Source organism: Pseudomonas vlassakiae (assembly GCF_014269035.2).
Lineage (GTDB): Bacteria > Pseudomonadota > Gammaproteobacteria > Pseudomonadales > Pseudomonadaceae > Aquipseudomonas > Aquipseudomonas vlassakiae.
Map to the genome: position 1 here is coordinate 417502 of NZ_JABWRP020000003.1, position 15823 is coordinate 433324.

General features: G+C 62.3%; 18 protein-coding genes. 9 read left to right on the forward strand and 9 right to left on the reverse strand.

What is annotated here, in order from left to right; translation table 11 throughout:
* Positions 1 to 88 precede the first annotated feature (88 nt).
* Together ompR and HU738_RS06210 are read left to right on the forward strand one after the other, a co-directional pair.
* Positions 89 to 829: an osmolarity response regulator transcription factor OmpR gene (gene ompR / locus HU738_RS06205; protein ID WP_085273867.1), complete on the forward strand. Its 741-nt coding sequence runs from the start codon at positions 89 to 91 to the stop codon at positions 827 to 829.
* Positions 830 to 842: 13 nt separating this feature from the next.
* Positions 843 to 2156, forward strand: a complete 1314-nt coding sequence (locus HU738_RS06210) for an ATP-binding protein (protein WP_099813846.1) — start codon at positions 843 to 845, stop codon at positions 2154 to 2156.
* A 98-nt stretch (positions 2157 to 2254) separates the two neighbouring features.
* On the opposite strand, the gene rimK is transcribed toward HU738_RS06210, so the two are convergent.
* A complete protein-coding gene (rimK, locus tag HU738_RS06215) occupies positions 2255 to 3160 on the reverse strand; it encodes a 30S ribosomal protein S6--L-glutamate ligase (protein WP_013970455.1) in 906 nt (301 codons plus the stop codon).
* Entirely contained in the window at positions 3157 to 3639 is a 483-nt protein-coding gene (rimB, locus tag HU738_RS06220) for a retropepsin-like aspartic endopeptidase RimB (protein ID WP_054885911.1), read from the reverse strand. The genes rimK and rimB overlap by 4 nt, the downstream gene beginning before the upstream one ends.
* A 109-nt stretch (positions 3640 to 3748) precedes the next feature.
* Here rimB and HU738_RS06225 point away from each other — a divergent pair, with 109 nt between their 5' ends.
* Positions 3749 to 4150 (forward strand): RNA-binding S4 domain-containing protein, encoded by a 402-nt coding sequence (locus HU738_RS06225; protein ID WP_054885910.1) that lies wholly within the window; start codon positions 3749 to 3751, stop codon positions 4148 to 4150.
* 27 nt (positions 4151 to 4177) lie between these two features.
* Here HU738_RS06225 and HU738_RS06230 read toward each other — a convergent pair whose 3' ends face one another.
* Positions 4178 to 4972: a phosphatase PAP2 family protein gene (locus tag HU738_RS06230; protein WP_186601406.1), complete on the reverse strand. Its 795-nt coding sequence runs from the start codon at positions 4970 to 4972 to the stop codon at positions 4178 to 4180.
* Positions 4973 to 5092: 120 nt separating this feature from the next.
* On the opposite strand from HU738_RS06230, the gene hslO reads away from it, so the two are divergent.
* Both hslO and HU738_RS06240 read left to right on the forward strand, forming a co-directional pair.
* Complete coding sequence (gene hslO / locus HU738_RS06235) at positions 5093 to 5992, forward strand: Hsp33 family molecular chaperone HslO (RefSeq protein ID WP_054885908.1); 900 nt, start codon at positions 5093 to 5095, stop codon at positions 5990 to 5992.
* 179 nt (positions 5993 to 6171) lie between these two features.
* A complete protein-coding gene (locus HU738_RS06240; RefSeq protein ID WP_054885907.1) occupies positions 6172 to 7713 on the forward strand; it encodes a phosphoenolpyruvate carboxykinase in 1542 nt (513 codons plus the stop codon).
* A gap of 57 nt (positions 7714 to 7770) precedes the next feature.
* Here HU738_RS06240 and HU738_RS06245 read toward each other — a convergent pair whose 3' ends face one another.
* A complete protein-coding gene (locus tag HU738_RS06245; RefSeq protein ID WP_186601405.1) occupies positions 7771 to 8043 on the reverse strand; it encodes a type II toxin-antitoxin system RelE/ParE family toxin in 273 nt (90 codons plus the stop codon).
* On the reverse strand, positions 8043 to 8507 hold the full coding sequence (locus HU738_RS06250; protein ID WP_189660497.1) for a ParC-related protein: 465 nt from the start codon (positions 8505 to 8507) through the stop codon (positions 8043 to 8045). The genes HU738_RS06245 and HU738_RS06250 overlap by 1 nt, the downstream gene beginning before the upstream one ends.
* A gap of 103 nt (positions 8508 to 8610) precedes the next feature.
* On the opposite strand from HU738_RS06250, the gene HU738_RS06255 reads away from it, so the two are divergent.
* A complete protein-coding gene (locus tag HU738_RS06255) occupies positions 8611 to 9051 on the forward strand; it encodes an acyl-CoA thioesterase (RefSeq protein ID WP_186601404.1) in 441 nt (146 codons plus the stop codon).
* 56 nt (positions 9052 to 9107) lie between these two features.
* Here the strand turns inward: HU738_RS06255 and HU738_RS06260 are convergent, their stop codons facing one another.
* From HU738_RS06260 to fdhD, 3 genes are all read right to left on the reverse strand, one after another.
* Positions 9108 to 9584, reverse strand: coding sequence for a glycine zipper domain-containing protein (locus HU738_RS06260; RefSeq protein WP_186601403.1), 477 nt, complete (start codon positions 9582 to 9584; stop codon positions 9108 to 9110).
* A 214-nt stretch (positions 9585 to 9798) separates the two neighbouring features.
* A complete protein-coding gene (locus HU738_RS06265; RefSeq protein ID WP_186601402.1) occupies positions 9799 to 12144 on the reverse strand; it encodes an FdhF/YdeP family oxidoreductase in 2346 nt (781 codons plus the stop codon).
* A gap of 5 nt (positions 12145 to 12149) precedes the next feature.
* A complete protein-coding gene (gene fdhD, locus HU738_RS06270; protein ID WP_176509117.1) occupies positions 12150 to 12980 on the reverse strand; it encodes a formate dehydrogenase accessory sulfurtransferase FdhD in 831 nt (276 codons plus the stop codon).
* A 178-nt stretch (positions 12981 to 13158) separates the two neighbouring features.
* Between fdhD and lysM the strand changes: the two genes are divergently transcribed.
* A complete protein-coding gene (lysM, locus tag HU738_RS06275) occupies positions 13159 to 13599 on the forward strand; it encodes a peptidoglycan-binding protein LysM (protein ID WP_186601401.1) in 441 nt (146 codons plus the stop codon).
* 93 nt (positions 13600 to 13692) lie between these two features.
* On the opposite strand, the gene yrfG is transcribed toward lysM, so the two are convergent.
* Complete coding sequence (gene yrfG / locus HU738_RS06280; protein WP_186601400.1) at positions 13693 to 14355, reverse strand: GMP/IMP nucleotidase; 663 nt, start codon at positions 14353 to 14355, stop codon at positions 13693 to 13695.
* A 64-nt stretch (positions 14356 to 14419) separates the two neighbouring features.
* Between yrfG and nudE the strand changes: the two genes are divergently transcribed.
* Entirely contained in the window at positions 14420 to 14986 is a 567-nt protein-coding gene (gene nudE, locus HU738_RS06285; protein ID WP_015268611.1) for an ADP compounds hydrolase NudE, read from the forward strand.
* Positions 14983 to 15801: a 3'(2'),5'-bisphosphate nucleotidase CysQ gene (gene cysQ / locus HU738_RS06290; protein ID WP_186601399.1), complete on the forward strand. Its 819-nt coding sequence runs from the start codon at positions 14983 to 14985 to the stop codon at positions 15799 to 15801. Before nudE ends, cysQ begins: the two co-directional genes overlap by 4 nt.
* Positions 15802 to 15823: the final 22 nt, after the last annotated feature.

The window sequence follows — 15823 nt, forward strand, 5'->3', positions numbered from 1 at the left end:
GCGCCCGGGGAAAAATCTGCTAACAATGCTCACGCAACGTGCAGCAGTGGCTACGCCATAATGCGCGGCGATATCAGAGGAGTTATTCATGACCGGCACCGCAAACACCGCTGAAGGTGACAAGATTCTCATCGTCGACGACGACCCGGGGCTCAGCAGCCTGCTGGAACGTTTCTTCACCAGCAAGGGCTACCGCGCCCGTGCGGTGCCCAACACCGAACAGATGGACCGCCTGTTGGCGCGCGAGGTGTTCAACCTGGTGGTGCTCGACCTGATGCTGCCAGGCGAAGACGGCCTGTCCGCCTGCAAGCGCCTGCGCCAGTCGAACAACCAGATCCCGATCATCATGCTCACCGCCAAAGGTGACGAGCTCAGCCGCATCAAGGGCCTTGAACTCGGCGCAGACGACTACCTGGGCAAGCCGTTCAACCCGGACGAGCTGATGGCGCGGGTCAAGGCCGTGTTGCGCCGCCAGGCACCGAGCGTGCCGGGCGCCCCGGGCAGCGAGGACGAGTCGGTCACCTTCGGCGACTACGAGCTGTCGCTGGCCACCCGCGAGCTCAAGCGTGGCGACGAAGTGCACATGCTCACCACCGGCGAATTCGCGGTGCTCAAGGCGCTGGTGATGCATGCGCGCGAGCCGCTGACCCGCGACAAGCTGATGAACCTGGCCCGTGGCCGCGAGTGGGATGCCCTCGAGCGCTCCATCGACGTGCAGATCTCGCGCCTGCGCCGCATGATCGAGCCGGACCCGTCCAAACCACGCTACATCCAGACGGTCTGGGGCGTCGGCTATGTGTTCGTGCCAGACGGAAACGCTGGCAAATGATGCTTCGCCGTCGATGAAAACGCCGCTCTGGTTCCCGCAAAGCTTCTTTGCCCGCACCCTGTGGCTGGTGTTGATCGTTGTCCTGTTCTCCAAGGCACTGACGCTGGTCTACCTGCTGATGAACGAGGACGTACTGGTCGATCGGCAGTACAGCCACGGCGTGGCGCTGACCCTTCGCGCCTATTGGGCGGCGGATGAGGAAAACCGCGACAAGATCGCCGAAGCCGCCGGGCTGATCCGGGTTACCGGTTCCGGTGTGCCGGAGGGTGAACAGCACTGGCCTTACAGCGAGATCTACCAGCGGCAGATGCAGGCCGAGCTGGGCGAAGATACCGAAGTGCGGCTGCGCATCCATGCGCCGCCCGCCTTGTGGGTGAACGCACCGAGCCTGGGCCCGGGCTGGCTGAAAGTGCCGTTGTACCCGCATCCGCTGCGTGGGCAGAAGATCTGGAACGTGCTGGGCTGGTTCCTGGCCATTGGCCTGTTGTCCACTGCCTCGGCATGGATCTTCGTGCGCCAGCTCAACCAGCCATTGAAACGCCTGGTGTTCGCCGCCCGGCAGCTGGGACAGGGGCGCAGCGTGCGCCTGCCGATCAGCGACACGCCCAGCGAGATGACCGAGGTTTACCGGGCCTTCAACCAGATGGCTGAAGATGTCGAGCAGGCTGGTCGTGAGCGGGAACTCATGCTGGCGGGGGTTTCACATGACTTGCGGACCCCGCTCACGCGCCTGCGCCTGTCGTTGTCGTTGTTGAACAGTGACAACGAGCTGAGTGACGACATGGTCCGCGATATCGAGGACATGGACGCGATTCTGGATCAGTTCCTCGCGTTCATCCGCGATGGTCGGGACGAGCCGGTGGAGGAGGTCGACCTGGCCGACCTGGTGCGCGAGGTGGTGGCGCCTTATAACCAGCCGGAAGAGCGCGTGCGCTTGTGTCTGGAGCCTATTCCGCCATTCCCGCTGCGTCGGGTTTCGCTCAAGCGCATGCTCGGCAACCTGATCGGCAATGCCTTGCATCACGCTGGCAAGGGCGTCGAGGTGGCGGCCTATGTGTCGGGGGACGAGAGCGCACCCTATGTGGTGCTCAGCGTGCTTGACCGGGGTACCGGGATCGACGAATCCGAGCTGGAAACCATTTTCAACCCGTTCATTCGCGGGGATCGTGCCCGCGGGGGCAAGGGGACCGGGCTGGGCTTGGCCATCGTCAAGCGGATCGCGGCGCAGCATGGCGGCAATGTCGAGTTGCGTAATCGCTCCGGTGGCGGGATCGAAGCGCGGGTGAGGCTGCCATTGGGGCTGTTGTTGCCGCGCAATGCTGTTTGAGGTTCTCTGGCCTCATCGCGGCTAAAGCCGTTGCTACAGGTATTGCGCAATCCCTGTAGAAGCGGCTTTAGCCGCGATGAGGCCGGTACAGGCTTGATTCAGCCCTTGCCCTTGGTCCGCGTCTGGTTCGGCCCGCCATTCTTCTCCAGGTGCTCGATGATCATCGCGGCCACATTCTTGCCGGTGGTCACTTCGATCCCTTCCAGCCCAGGCGACGAGTTCACTTCCATCACCAGTGGCCCATGGTTCGAGCGCAGGATATCCACACCCGCCACGCTCAGCCCCATCACCTTGGCGGCACGAATGGCGGTCATGCGCTCTTCAGGGGTGATCTTGATCAGGCTGGCCACCCCGCCGCGGTGCAGGTTGGAGCGGAACTCCCCCGGCTTGGCCTGGCGCTTCATCGAGGCGATCACCTTGTCGCCCACCACGAAGCAGCGGATATCCGCACCCCCGGCCTCCTTGATGTATTCCTGAACCATGATGTTCTGCTTCAGCCCCATGAATGCCTCAATCACCGACTCGGCTGCCTTGGTGGTCTCGCACAGCACGACGCCGATGCCTTGGGTGCCTTCCAGCACCTTGATCACCAGCGGTGCGCCATTGACCATCTGGATCAGGTCGGGGATGTCATCCGGCGAGTGGGCGAAACCGGTGATCGGCAGGCCGATACCCCGCCGCGACAACAGCTGCAGCGAGCGCAGCTTGTCGCGCGAGCGGGCGATGGCCACCGATTCGTTCAGCGGGTATACGCCCATCATCTCGAACTGGCGCAGCACCGCGCAGCCGTAGAAGGTCACTGAGGCGCCGATGCGCGGGATCACTGCATCGAAGCCTTCCAGCGGTTTGCCGCGGTAGTGGATCTGCGGCTTGTGGCTGGCGATGTTCATGTAGGCCCGCAGGGTGTCGATCACCACCATTTCATGGCCCCGCTGGGTACCGGCTTCGACCAGACGGCGGGTGGAATACAGACGCGGATTGCGCGACAGCACAGCGATCTTCATGCAGCACCTGTGACAGGGGAGAGGGTGGCCGGATAGGCCGGTTTGTCTTGTACATATTTCAAGCCGGGGTTGACCACCAGCTGGCCATGTATCAGCGCCTTGGAGCCCAGCAGCAGGCGATAGCGCATGTTCTTGCGGCAGGCCAGGGTGAATTCGACTTCCCAGACCGCATCGCCCAGTGCCAGCGTGGTGCGGATCACGTAACGGGTCTGTGCCTGGCCGTTGGAGCTCTTGATGGTCTTCATGGTTACCAGCGGAGCTTCACAGCGGCGGTGGCGCAGTTGCACCACCGAACCCAGGTGGGCGGTGAAGCGTACCCAGCGTTGGCCGTCACGCTCGAACGGTTCGACCTCGGTGGCATGCAGGCTGGAGGTGCTGGCACCGGTGTCGATCTTGGCGCGCAGGCCTGCCACGCCAAGGTCGGGCAGGGCCACCCACTCGCGCAGGCCGATGACTGTCAGATGGTCAAATTTCTTCACGAAGCACACCCTGCGGATAAGGTGGTGAACTGTAAGCACGGCGGGGACTTTTTGCATCCGTCAGTTACGGTAGTACAGTTCGATGAAAGACAGAATTCGAGGAAACGAGATGGCACAAAAAGCCGAGGATGACGACAAGGTCCGCCTGGACAAGTGGCTGTGGGCGGCGCGCTTCTACAAGACCCGTGCGCTGGCCAAGGCGGCCATCGAGAGCGGCAAGGTGCACTGCCGGGGTGAGCGCTGCAAGCCGGGCAAGGAGCCGCGGGTAGGAGATGAGTTCGTACTGCGTACCGGGTTCGACGAGCGCACGGTCGTGGTCAAGGCGTTGTCGGTGGTGCGGCGTGGAGCGCCAGAAGCGCAGACATTGTATGAAGAGACCGAGGACAGCGTGCGCCGCCGCGAGCAGGCGGCCGAGATGCGCAAGGCGGGGGCGATGGGGGTTACTTCGGATGGCCGCCCGAACAAGAAGCAGCGGCGGCAGATTCACCAGTTACACGGGAGCTTTGAATAGCTGGGGCCGCAAGGCAGCCCCAGTGGTCTAGCGGATTACTGCCAATCGCCCGACCAACGGTAACTTCCTGGCAAAGGCAAACAGCGGAGCGGTCCAGCGCAGCAGCAAGGCACTGCCCTTGGCTGCCAACGGCGTATGGCAGCTCCAGCCCAGCGCCAGCACTGCCATCAGCAGGCCACCGATGTAGTCGTCCTGTCCCCAATGTGCTCCGGCCACCAGCCGCGGCATCATGAACAGGAACGCCAGGCCCCAGACCACCAGTTGCTGCACAAGCCGGCGGCTGAACAGGCTCATGAACAAGGCCCAGATCAGCAGCACCGAGGCATGATCGCCCGGGAAGCTGTTGCTTGAACGGTCTTTCAGCTCCCAGGCTTTTTCCAGGTTCGGGTAGTAGCTGCTGAGGTGTACCACGTTGTCGAACACCATCGATGGGCTGTCGTGTTGCCAACCCATTGCATCCACCCACTTGGAAAACAGCGCGCGAATCACCACTAATAGGAGCAGCGTGACCATGAAGCCAAAGAAGGCTTCGCGAACCTGGCTGGCCTTGAACACCCAGTTGCCGCGGATCAGTATGGTCAGAAGGATCAGGCCGACGACGATGTCGAAGGGGCGCAGGCTGCCGACGGTCCAGATGTAGCGCCAGGCCGTGTGGTCGGCCAGAGGCGCGTTCAGGCTGTGGAATAGCCACTCGTCGAAAGTCAGGCACAGGATCTGGCCAATAGGCCATAACCAGAAACACAGTAGAGCGATGGGAAGCAGCGTACAGGCTGCCAATGGCCCCCAGGACCACCTTGCTTGGAACAGTGGTCGATTGTCCATAAAATACCTCTATTGCCAACGGGAATCAGAGCGCCTTGTGAGCGTTCTACCACGGGATTGCGCAGTAGTTCGAAATCCCGTGTAACCATTTTGTCATCATTTTTCAGATAGCCAAAACCTATGAGCGATTTGCCTGATACCGATTTCACCCAACGTTTCATCTTCGACGAGCGCGATGTGCGCGGCGAGTGGGTGTCTCTCGATGACAGCTACGCCGCGGTGCTGGCGCGTCATGATTACCCGCAGCCGGTGCAGGCACTGCTTGGCGAACTGATGGCCGCCACCGCCTTGCTGGTGGGCGCGCTGAAGTTCGACGGCCTGCTGATTCTGCAGGCGCGCTCCGAAGGTCCGATCCCGCTGCTGATGGTCGAATGCTCGGGCGAGCGCGACATCCGTGGCATGGCCCGCTACGAAGCGGAGCAGATCCCGGCCGACGCTACCCTGGAGCAGTTGATGCCCGGCGGCCACCTGACCCTGACCATCGACCCCATCAAAGGCCAGCGCTACCAGGGCACCGTCGACCTGGACGGTGCCAACCTGTCGGAGTGCTTCACCAACTACTTCGTGCAGTCGCAGCAGCTCAACACCCGCTTCTGGCTCAATGCCGAAGGCGGCAAGGCCCGTGGCCTGCTGCTGCAGCAACTGCCACGCGACCGCCAGCCGGACGATGAGGAACGTGAAGACAGCTGGCAGCATGTGATTGCCCTGGCCAAGACGCTCAAGCCCGAAGAATGGTCGGAAGACAACGAAACCCTGCTGCACCGTCTTTACCACGAGGACGCGGTACGCCTGTTCGACATCCAGCCGCTGCGCTTCAAATGCAGTTGCTCGCGCGAACGTTCCGGCAATGCGCTGGTCAGTTTGGGCGAACAGGATGCCAAGGCGCTGGTCGAGGAGTGCGGCGGAACGGTAGAGATCGATTGCCAGTTCTGTAACGAGCGCTATTTCTTCGATGCCAGCGATGTTGCGCAACTGTTTGCCGGTGGCGGCACGGAAGCGGCGTCAGAAACTCGCCACTGAAACGTTTAATTTCAGGGAAATCTCCTGTCGAATTGCGCAAAAGAGCGGTTCTGACAGGAGGGGCCTACTTTTTTTGGGCGTTTCTGGCATAATCCGGCCACTTTTTTCGCTGTAGTAGTTTTTTCGAGACAACTACAAAACGTTTGGAGCACTCGGCCTCGGGCCGGATGGGGTATCTCATGACGCAAGCCAACAACACCGTGTACACCGACCTGAGCGTCGATGAGCTGGTTAAAGAAGCGCTGTCCCGCGGTGAAGGCGTGCTGGCCGATACTGGCGCACTGGTAGTCGAAACTGGCCACCGTACTGGTCGCTCGCCGGCTGACCGTTTCATCGTCGAAGAACCTTCCACCCAGGCCGCCATCGCCTGGGGCCCGATCAACCGCAAGTTCCCGGCCGACAAGTTCGATGCCCTGTGGGACCGCGTCGAGGCGTTCAACAACGCCCAGGATCACTTCGTTTCCTACGTTCACGTAGGCGCTGCTGCCGAGCACTACCTGCCGGTGAAAATGACCACCCAGACTGCCTGGCAGAACCTGTTCGGTCGTTGCCTGTTCATCAACCCGGAGCAGTTCAACCCGGCTGGTCGCGACCAGTGGCAGATCCTCAACGTCGCCAACTTCGTTTGCGAACCTGAGCGTGACGGTACCAACTCCGATGGTTGCGTGATCATCAACTTCGCCCAGAAGAAAGTGCTGATCGCTGGCATGCGCTACGCCGGCGAAATGAAGAAAGCCATGTTCTCGGTGCAGAACTTCCTGCTTCCGGCCGCTGACGTGCTGCCGATGCACTGCGCTGCCAACATTGGCGAAGAGGGTGATGTCACCCTGTTCTTCGGCCTGTCCGGCACTGGCAAGACCACCCTGTCGGCCGACGAAAGCCGTTACCTGATCGGTGACGACGAGCACGGTTGGGGCGAAGGCGTTGTCTTCAACATGGAAGGCGGCTGCTACGCCAAGTGCATCGACCTGTCCGAGAAGAACGAGCCGGTCATCTGGAAAGCCATCAAGCACGGTGCGGTGCTGGAAAACGTCGTGCTCGACGCCAACAAGCACGCCGACTACGCTGACGTCAGCCTGACCCAGAACAGCCGCGCTGCCTACCCGCTGGAGCACGTCGCCAAGCGCGCCGAGGCCAACCTGGGTGGCGAGCCGAACGCAGTCATCTTCCTGACCTGCGACCTGACCGGTGTTCTGCCTCCGGTTTCGATCCTGAACAACGAGCAGGCGGCCTACCACTTCCTGTCCGGCTACACCGCGCTGGTCGGTTCCACCGAAATGGGTTCGGGCGGCGGCATCAAGTCGACCTTCTCCACCTGCTTCGGCGCGCCGTTCTTCCCGCGCCCGGCGGGTGAATACGCCGAGCTGCTGATCAAGCGTATCAACGCTTTCGGCTCCAAGGTCTACCTGGTCAACACCGGCTGGACCGGTGGTGGCTACGGTGTTGGCAAGCGCTTCAGCATCCCGACCACCCGTGGCGTGATCGCCGCTATCCAGAGCGGTGCTCTGGTCGGCGCCGAAACCGAGCACCTGGACATCATCAACCTGGACGTGCCAAAGGCCGTACCGGGCGTGGAAACCGAGCTGCTCAACCCACGCAACACCTGGGCTGACAAAGCTGCCTACGACGAGGCAGCCAAAGGCCTGGCCAAACTGTTCATCGAGAACTTCAAGAAGTTCGAAGTTTCCGATGCGATCAAGGCAGCGGGTCCAAAGCTGTAAGCTGGCCCCAGCCGTAACGAGAAAGCCGCCCATTCGGGCGGCTTTTTTGTATCTGGGTCACGGCCACTGCTGCCGTGCATGGAGGATGCGTATGATTTCTATGCGGTCATCCATGATTCGGTAAATCATCACATAATTCGACCTTACGACAATTTCTCTCGTGCCTGGGCATCTGCCGGCCTTATACAGCGTAGGTGCCAGGCTAGCGCGCCGCGCCTTGTCTCTGAACGTCTCGTCCAACACTATGGCAGCTGCAGGGTTGTCCTCGGAAATGTGCTCCATGATGCGAATACGGTCTTTGAGCGCCATTTCTCGCCAAACCAGGCGCATCAGCGAATCTTGGCTTTGAGGTTGGCGCGCAAGACATCGAGCTGCCGCTCCGCATCATCATCCTCGATCACAGGGGATGCATCTTTGAGGCTTGCCTCGACCTGTTCGGCAAACCAGCCTTCATAGGCTGCTGCCTCATGGGCTCGCTTTAGTGCCTGAGCACGGTCAGGGCGTTGATAGGTGCTCAGCTGGCTAGGGTCGAAGGTGGACGCATCGACCTGGAAATGGTCAATGCCGAGGTCGAGCAGGTAGGTCACCAAGGTTTCGAATTTCTTGAACAGCCTGACATTGCCACTGCGTTGGGCAATCAGCACATGTTCCTGATGGTTGACGTCAACCTGGACTGCCCAGCCTCCGGGCTGCCCTACAATATGCGTTGCATTGATTCGGCCTGATTCTGCCATTCGGCTAAGGTTTGCATGGTCCAGCTGATGAGTAGGCACTGGTGTGATTCTCGGGTTCATTGGCGATACACCATGCTATGCAATCTATAGTTGATTGCGACTATAGGCCTTCCTCACTTGTTGTGGGAAGCTTCTCTTTGAAGTAACCAATTGTGGATAACTCATGACCGAATCCCCCAACCGCACGGCCTTCTCCCACTTCCACCCGATCCTCACCCGTCCCCAGGACAATGACATCAACGGCCACATTGCCGGCGCCACCGTGCACGGTTACTTCGAAACTGCCATCCAGGCCTTCCTGGTTGAACAGGCGGATCTAGACCTGCGCGATGGCGAGCTGGCGGCCTTCGTGGTGAGTTCGGCGGCAGACTTCTTCGCCTTGCCGGGCTTCCCGGATGTGCTGGAGGTTGGCCTTGGGGTGACGCGGCTGGCGGGCAGTACGGTGGAGTACCGCCTGGCGCTCTACCGCCCGGGGGAAAACGATGCGTGCGCGGCGGGGACGGTGGTGCAGGTATTCATCGAGCGCGCCAGCGGCCGGCCGGTGCCGCTGCCCGAGCCGTTGCAGGTAATCCTGGCCGGCCTGCAACTCGATTTGCAGGCATGAAAAAGCCCTGCCGGTGAGGGCAGGGCTCTTTTTACCCGCAGGCTGAGCCTCAGGTATCAGTCACGCCAGTGACGGTGCTTGCGGTGGCCATAGTGGTGGCCACGGTCGTAATGGCGACGGTCGTCGTAGTCACGACGGTAGCGACGCTCGTCATGGCGCTCGTCTTCATCGGCCTTGTTGCCCATGTAGTTACCCAGCGCACCACCAGCACCGCCGCCTGCGGCCGCACCGATGTAACTACCGGTGGTGCCGCCCATCGAGCGACCTACCACGTTACCGCCTGCAGCGCCCAGGGCGCCGCCGATGGCGGCCTCGCCACGCTGGCGCTTGTCGGCACCGAGGGCACCGCCGGCCGCACCGCCCAGGCCGGCACCAATGGCACCGCCAGTGCTACCACCGATGGAGTTGCCCACTACGGAGCCGAGTACCCCACCCAATGCGCCGCCAATGCCAGCCTCGGTATTGCCGCCTGCCATGGCAACGCCGCTGAGCAAGCTGAAAGACAACAACAGAATCGAGGAGTACTTCTTCATCGAGAAAGCCTCATAGGGATGACGATGGCGAATTTGAGGCTAAGGTGAGCGGCTGGCAACGAAAATCCGACGAGTAACACGAGTTGTACACAATTCTCTAAGTTACTGTATTTGCTATGAAACTTTATCGTTTTTTGCTTGTCAGAGGTATTTGTGACAAAGCCCTGGACCTCGCGGTTCAGGGCTTTTTTTGGTTTTTGCCGAGGCGCTTCCGTTACAGGATACGGCCGTCGTCCCGCGCGCGTTCCAGTTTGATGGCAACGAATTTGGACGTCGGCGTATGGCTGCCGTCGCCGATGCTTTCCAGCGGAATCAGCGGGTTCACTTCCGGATAGTACGCCGCCGCCTGCCCGGCCGGGATGTCGAAGGCCAGCAATGTGAAGCCGTGCACACGGCGCACATGTTCATCTCCCCACAACGAGACAATGTCGACCTTCTGCCCAGGCTGGAAGCCCAGGCGGATGATGTCGGCCTCGTTGGCAAAAAGTACCTCGCGCTGCCCGCGCACGCCACGGTAGCGGTCGTCCAGGCCGTAGATGGTGGTGTTGTACTGATCGTGGGAACGCATCGATTGCATGATCAGGTCCGGCACCTGGCCGCTGGCACGAACGCGCTCGTCGATCAGGGTGTCGGGCAGCAGGTTGGCCTTGAAGTTGGCGCGGCCGGTGCTGGTCTTCCACTGACGGCTGCCGGCGCTGTTGCCAAGGTAAAAGCCGCCCGGGTGAGCCAGGCGCTGATTGAAACCGGCAAATCCGGCAATGGTGTCGCCAATCAGGTCGCGAATGCGCGCGTAGTCGGCCACCAGCCAGTGCCAGTCCACCGGGTGTTTGCCAAGGGTGGCGGCCGCGATACCGGCGACCACGGCAGGCTCCGAGCGCATCTGGTGGGAAAGCGGCTTGAGCTGGCCATTCGAGGCGTGAACCATGCTGAACGAGTCTTCCACGGTGACTGCCTGAGGCCCGTCGGCCTGCAGGTCGATGTCAGTGCGGCCCAGGCACGGCAGGATCAGTGCTTGCTTGCCGTGGATCAGGTGGCTGCGGTTGAGCTTGGTGCTGATCTGCACGGTGAGTTCGCAGTTGCGCAGCGCCTTGGCGGTACGCTCGGTGTCTGGGGTGGCCTGGGCGAAGTTGCCGCCAAGGCCGATGAACACTTTGGAACGGCCATCGAGCATGGCGTGGATCGCCTCCACGGTGTTGTGGCCGTGATGTCGCGGCACCGGGAAGTTGAAGCGTTTTTCGATGGCATCGAGCAGCGCCACTGGCGGCCGCTCGTTGATACCCATGGTGCGATCGCCTTGCACGTTGCTGTGCCCACGTACCGGGCACAGGCCGGCGCCCGGCACACCGATGTTGCCGCGCAGCATCTGCAGGTTGACGATTTCCTGGATGGTCGGCACCGAGTGGCGGTGCTGGGTGATACCCATCGCCCAGCACATGATCACGCGCTTGCCACGGCAGTACATGCGCGCAGCCAGCTCGATGTCGGTCAGCGTCAGGCCGGATTGTGCCTGGATGTGCTCCCAGGAGGTGGCGTCAACCGCTGCCAGGTATTCGTCCACGCCATGGCCGTGTTCGGCGATGAACACATGGTCGAAGATGGCGGGCTCGCCGTTGGCCTGGGCTTCGCGCTCCCACTGCAAGACGAACTTGGCCATGCCGCGCAGCAAGGCCATGTCACCGCCCAGTGCCGGGCGGAAGAATGCGGTGTTGGTCGGCCGGTCGCTGTTGGTCAGCATCTCCAGCGGGTTCTGCGGGTGCTGGAAGCGCTCCAGCCCACGTTCCTTGAGCGGGTTGACGCAGACTACCTGGGCGCCACGTTTCACCGCATCGCGCAATGGGTCGAGCATGCGTGGGTGGTTGGTGCCCGGGTTCTGGCCCCAGACGAAGATCGCATCGGCGTGCTCGAAATCGTCGTAGGTGACGGTACCCTTGCCGACCCCGACGCTCTGGCTCAGGGCCACGCCGCTGGCCTCGTGGCACATGTTCGAGCAGTCGGGGAAGTTGTTGGTGCCATAGGCCCGCACGAAAAGCTGATACAGATAAGCCGCTTCGTTGCTGGCCCGGCCGGAAGTGTAGAACTCGGCCTGGTCGGGCGTGGCCAGCTTGTTCAGCTCACGGGCAATCAGGGCGTAGGCGGCATCCCAGCTGATCGGCTGGTAGCGATCGGTTTGTGCGTCGTAGACCATTGGCTCGGTCAGGCGGCCCTGGTACTCAAGCCAGTAGTCACTTTGCTGCAGCAATGCGCTGACGCTGTAGCGAGCGAAAAACGCCGCGTCGACACGGCGTTTGGTCGCTTCCCAGTTGACCGCCTTGGCACCGTTCTCGCAGAACTTGACCATGCCGCTCTCGGGCGAGTCGCCCCACGCGCAGCCGGGGCAGTCGAAGCCGCCGTTCTGGTTGGTCTTGAGCAGGGCGCGAATGTTCTTCAGCGCGTTATCGCTGCCGACCCAGGCCTTGGCTACGCTGCGCAGCGCGCCCCAACCACCGGCAGGGCCGTGGTAGGGCTGGTATCGAGGAGTGGAGGCAGGGGTGTTGTCCGGGAGTTGCTGGTACGAGGTCACGACTGTTACGACTCCGCCGCAGGGCTGTAGACCCGCGGTGCACTGTGTTTGGGCAGATGGATAAGGTTGAGGTTGTGCTTGCGCGCCCATTGCAGGGCCAGGCCAGTGGGCGCCGAGAGGCTGACCAGGGTCTGGATGCCGGCGCGCAGCACTTTCTGGATCAGCTCCAGGCTGCAGCGGCTGGTGACGATGGCCAGGCCGCCCGCAGTGCTGATGCCTTGGCGCAGCAGGGCGCCGATCAGCTTGTCGAGGGCGTTGTGCCGGCCAATGTCTTCGCGGCCCATCAGCAGTTCGCCCTGGGCGTTCATGAACAGCGCGGCGTGCACGGCACCGCAGTGCTGGCCCAGCGGCGTGAACGCATCGATACGTTCGCGCAGGCCCGCCAGCCACTGCGCCGGCGGCAACGGCGCGCCAGGCAGAGCGGTCAGCTCTGGCAGCGCCTGTTCCAGGGCTTCCACCCCGCACAGGCCGCAGCCGCTGGTTCCGGCCAGCTGGCGGCGCTGGTTCTTCAGGTTCCAGAACGCACGGCTGGAAATTTCCAGGTCGGCATACATCGCCGAGCCACTGCCGGACAGTTTCAGGTCGTAGATTTCCGCAGTGCCTTCGACGATGCCGCTGCCAACGCTGAAACCGACCGCGAAGTCTTCCAGGTCGGTAGGGCTGACCAGCATGACCGCCTGGTTCAGGCCGTTGTAGGCAATGGCCAGGGCGACCTCTTCGGCCAGTGGCGTGCAGGCGCTTGCGCCATCGCTGAGCTGGACGTAGTCGTAGGTGTTGCTGGCGGCGGGCAGTGCCAGAGGCAGGTTGGCCGCGCAGACCGGAGGTTTGCTTTGCATCAGGAGGCTGACTACCGGCGGCTATTTGATAGCATCCAGCCTAGGCCCGTGGGCCGGTCGCGTCTAATCGCTAGGGTCTATGCCTTGATAGACCGCGTCGATTGGTCGCAGCGGGGCAGGCGCGGCAATCCTGGCCTAGACTCCTGGCTCCAGGGTTTACGTCAACAAGGAGCGCGTCATGAGCCTGTTCAGTTTCGTCAAGGAAGCCGGCGAGAAGTTGATCGACCTGCTGACTCCCGGCAATGCCAAGGCCGAAGAGCAGCTGAAGAAACACGTGGAAAGTGTCGGCCTGGGCAACCCGAACATCTCGGCCACTGTAGAGGGTGACACGGTCATCCTCAAGGGCGAGGTGGGCAGCCAGGAGGAGAAAGAGAAGATCATTCTTGCCGCCGGCAATATCGAAGGGGTGGCCAGTGTCGATGACCAGATCACCGTGACCGGGCCGGTCGTGGCGGCGGCAAGGTTTGTCACCGTGAAAAAGGGTGACACGCTGTCAGCTATTTCCGTTGTCGTGTACGGCAATGCCAGCCATTACAACAAGATTTTCGAGGCCAACAAGCCGATGCTCAAGCACCCGGACAAGATCTACCCGGGGCAGGTATTGCGCATTCCTGACTGATTTTTGCTGCGTGGTCCGGCCTCATCGCGGATAAATCCGCTCCTACAGTAGATCACGAATTTCTGTAGGAGCGGATTTATCCGCGAAGGGCCCTTACAGGCCGACCAGCAATTCCCGGTAATCCTCGACCGCCGCGAACTCCTCGGTATCGCGCGGCTGCGCCTTGCTGTCCGGCTGGCGCACCGCCAGCAGGTGCCCCACGCCAAAGCGCCGCGCACTGCGCAGGATGGCCAGGGTGTCATCGATGAACAGGCTGCGCTGCGGATCAAAGCCGATATCCGCCTTCAAGGCGTCCCAGAACTGCGGGTTTTCCTTCGGGTAGCCGTAGTCGTGCGAACTGATCAGCCGCTCGAAATACGGCGCCAATTCCACCCGCTCCAGCTTCAGCGACAGTGAATCGCGGTGGGCGTTGGTGATCATCACCACGCGCTTGCCGGCCTTGCGGATAGCAGCAAGGAAGGTATCGGCATCGGGCCGCAGGGCGATCAGGTCGGCGATTTCGCGTTTGAGCTCGCGAATCGGCAATTGCAGCTCGCGGCTCCAGAAGTCCAGGCAGTACCAGTTGAGCGTGCCGGCATTGCGTTCGAACAGCGGTTGCAGTTCCATTTCCGCCATGGCCCGGCTGACCCCGTGCAGCTCGGCGTAGCGCTGGGGCAGGTGGTCGAGCCAGAAGCGGTTGTCGTAGTGCAGGTCGAGCAGGGTGCCGTCCATGTCCAGCAGGACGGTATCGATGGCAGACCAGGGAAGAACAGGCATGGGAAACTCTCGATCAGTCGGCAAGCCACGGTATAGTAACGCGTTCACGCCAAGGAGCTGCCCCATGCGCCAGAAACCCACCGTCCTCAGTCGCGAGATCGTCGCCAGCAGTCGCCTGTTCAGGGTCGAGGCCGTGCAACTGCGCTTCAGCAATGGCAACGAGCGTACCTATGAGCGCCTGGTCGGCCGAGGCAACGGCTACGGCGCGGTGATGATCGTCGCCATGCTCGACGCCGAGCACGCGGTGCTGGTGGAGGAATACTGCGGCGGCACCGACGAATATGAGCTGTCGCTGCCCAAAGGCCTGATCGAGCCGGGTGAGGACGTGCTGGCCGCGGCTGACCGTGAGCTCAAGGAAGAAGCCGGCTTTGGCGCTCGCCAGCTGGAGCATCTGACCGAGCTGTCGCTGTCCCCAGGCTACATGAGCCAGAAGATCCAGGTGGTGCTGGCCAGCGACCTCTACGAGGAGCGCCTGGAGGGCGACGAGCCGGAGCCGATGCGGGTCGACAAGGTCAACCTGCGCGAACTTTCGGCCCTGGCCATGCACCCGCAGTTCACCGAAGGGCGGGCGTTGGCGGCGCTGTACCTGGCCCGTGACCTGCTGATCCAGCGGGGGTTGCTCGAAGCATGAACGACCTGCAACTGATGCACGAAGTGGTCAAGCTGGCCCAGCAGGCCGGCGAGGCCATCCTGCCGTTCTGGCGCGCCGACGTGAGGGTGACCACCAAGGCCGACGATTCGCCGGTGACGGCTGCCGACCTCGCGGCGCATCGGGTTATCGCCGATGGCTTGCTGGCGCTGGCGCCGCAGATTCCGGTGCTGTCCGAAGAGGACTGCAATATCCCGCTGGCCGAGCGCCAGGGCTGGAGCCGCTGGTGGCTGGTCGATCCGCTCGACGGCACCAAGGAATTCATCGCCGGCAGCGAGGAGTTCACCGTCAACATCGCGCTGGTCGAGAACGGCGAGGTGGTGTTTGGCGTGGTGGCGATGCCGACCAACGGGCGCTGCTATTTCGGCGGCCGTGGCCTGGGTGCCTGGCGTGCTGATGCTGGCGCCGAGGCTTCGCCCATTCAGGTCCGCAATGCGCCGCCTGCCGGTGGCCGCTTTACCGTGGTGGCCAGCCGTCGTCATTCCAGTGCGCAACAAGAGGCGCTGCTGGCTGGCCTGAGTGCTGCCGTGGGTGACCTGGAGCTGGCGAATATCGGTAGCTCGCTGAAATTCTGCCTGCTGGCCGAAGGTAGCGTCGACTGCTACCCGCGCCTGGCGCCGACTTCGCAGTGGGACACGGCGGCGGCGCAGGGTGTGCTGGAGGGTGCCGGGGGCGAGGTGATTGGTCTGGATGGCCAGCCGTTCCGCTACCCGGCCCGCGAGTCGTTGCTCAACCCGAACTTCCTGGCCGTGCCTGCCAAGGCTAGCTGGCGCCAGGCGTTCCTGAGCCTGATCTGACCTCGAGCCTGTGGGAGCGGCC

Coding starts and splice junctions, on each gene's coding strand:
- ompR (WP_085273867.1), top strand. CDS start 89: ATGACCGGCACCGCAAACACCGCTGAAGGTGACAAGATTCTCATCGTC.
- HU738_RS06210 (WP_099813846.1), top strand. CDS start 843: ATGAAAACGCCGCTCTGGTTCCCGCAAAGCTTCTTTGCCCGCACCCTG.
- rimK (WP_013970455.1), bottom strand. CDS start 3,160: ATGAAGATCGCTGTGCTGTCGCGCAATCCGCGTCTGTATTCCACCCGC.
- HU738_RS06225 (WP_054885910.1), top strand. CDS start 3,749: ATGGCACAAAAAGCCGAGGATGACGACAAGGTCCGCCTGGACAAGTGG.
- HU738_RS06230 (WP_186601406.1), bottom strand. CDS start 4,972: ATGGACAATCGACCACTGTTCCAAGCAAGGTGGTCCTGGGGGCCATTG.
- hslO (WP_054885908.1), top strand. CDS start 5,093: ATGAGCGATTTGCCTGATACCGATTTCACCCAACGTTTCATCTTCGAC.
- HU738_RS06240 (WP_054885907.1), top strand. CDS start 6,172: ATGACGCAAGCCAACAACACCGTGTACACCGACCTGAGCGTCGATGAG.
- HU738_RS06245 (WP_186601405.1), bottom strand. CDS start 8,043: ATGCGCCTGGTTTGGCGAGAAATGGCGCTCAAAGACCGTATTCGCATC.
- HU738_RS06250 (WP_189660497.1), bottom strand. CDS start 8,507: ATGAACCCGAGAATCACACCAGTGCCTACTCATCAGCTGGACCATGCA.
- HU738_RS06255 (WP_186601404.1), top strand. CDS start 8,611: ATGACCGAATCCCCCAACCGCACGGCCTTCTCCCACTTCCACCCGATC.
- HU738_RS06260 (WP_186601403.1), bottom strand. CDS start 9,584: ATGAAGAAGTACTCCTCGATTCTGTTGTTGTCTTTCAGCTTGCTCAGC.
- fdhD (WP_176509117.1), bottom strand. CDS start 12,980: ATGCAAAGCAAACCTCCGGTCTGCGCGGCCAACCTGCCTCTGGCACTG.
- lysM (WP_186601401.1), top strand. CDS start 13,159: ATGAGCCTGTTCAGTTTCGTCAAGGAAGCCGGCGAGAAGTTGATCGAC.
- yrfG (WP_186601400.1), bottom strand. CDS start 14,355: ATGCCTGTTCTTCCCTGGTCTGCCATCGATACCGTCCTGCTGGACATG.
- nudE (WP_015268611.1), top strand. CDS start 14,420: ATGCGCCAGAAACCCACCGTCCTCAGTCGCGAGATCGTCGCCAGCAGT.
- cysQ (WP_186601399.1), top strand. CDS start 14,983: ATGAACGACCTGCAACTGATGCACGAAGTGGTCAAGCTGGCCCAGCAG.